General features: G+C 62.7%; 1 protein-coding gene. It reads left to right on the forward strand.

Features of this window, described 5'->3' with window-relative positions:
- Positions 1 to 255, forward strand: a 255-nt coding sequence (locus tag AACW18_RS15885; protein WP_218390097.1) for a hypothetical protein, incomplete at both ends; no start/stop codon positions are given.

The raw sequence follows: 255 nt of genomic DNA on the forward strand, positions 1-255 counted from the left end.
GTCTTCAGCATCCGGATCGTCGATGTAGGCGGTGGCGTACTGCAACTGCAAACCACCCAATTCGAAGCGCTGGCACATGGCAGCGACGGACTGTTTGACGAAGCGCTGAGCCTGCTGCTGGGTCAGGACAGCCTGGCGCTGCAGTATGAGGTGATCCGTACCGACGCCGATGGCGATCCGGTGAGGGTCTCGGACAGCATCGTGCTGGCCGATGGCGAGCGCTCGGTGTTCAGCTTCGACGACGATGGCCCGACC

The organism is Aeromonas sp. sia0103, from assembly GCF_963895295.1.
Classification (GTDB): Bacteria; Pseudomonadota; Gammaproteobacteria; order Enterobacterales; family Aeromonadaceae; genus Aeromonas; species Aeromonas encheleia.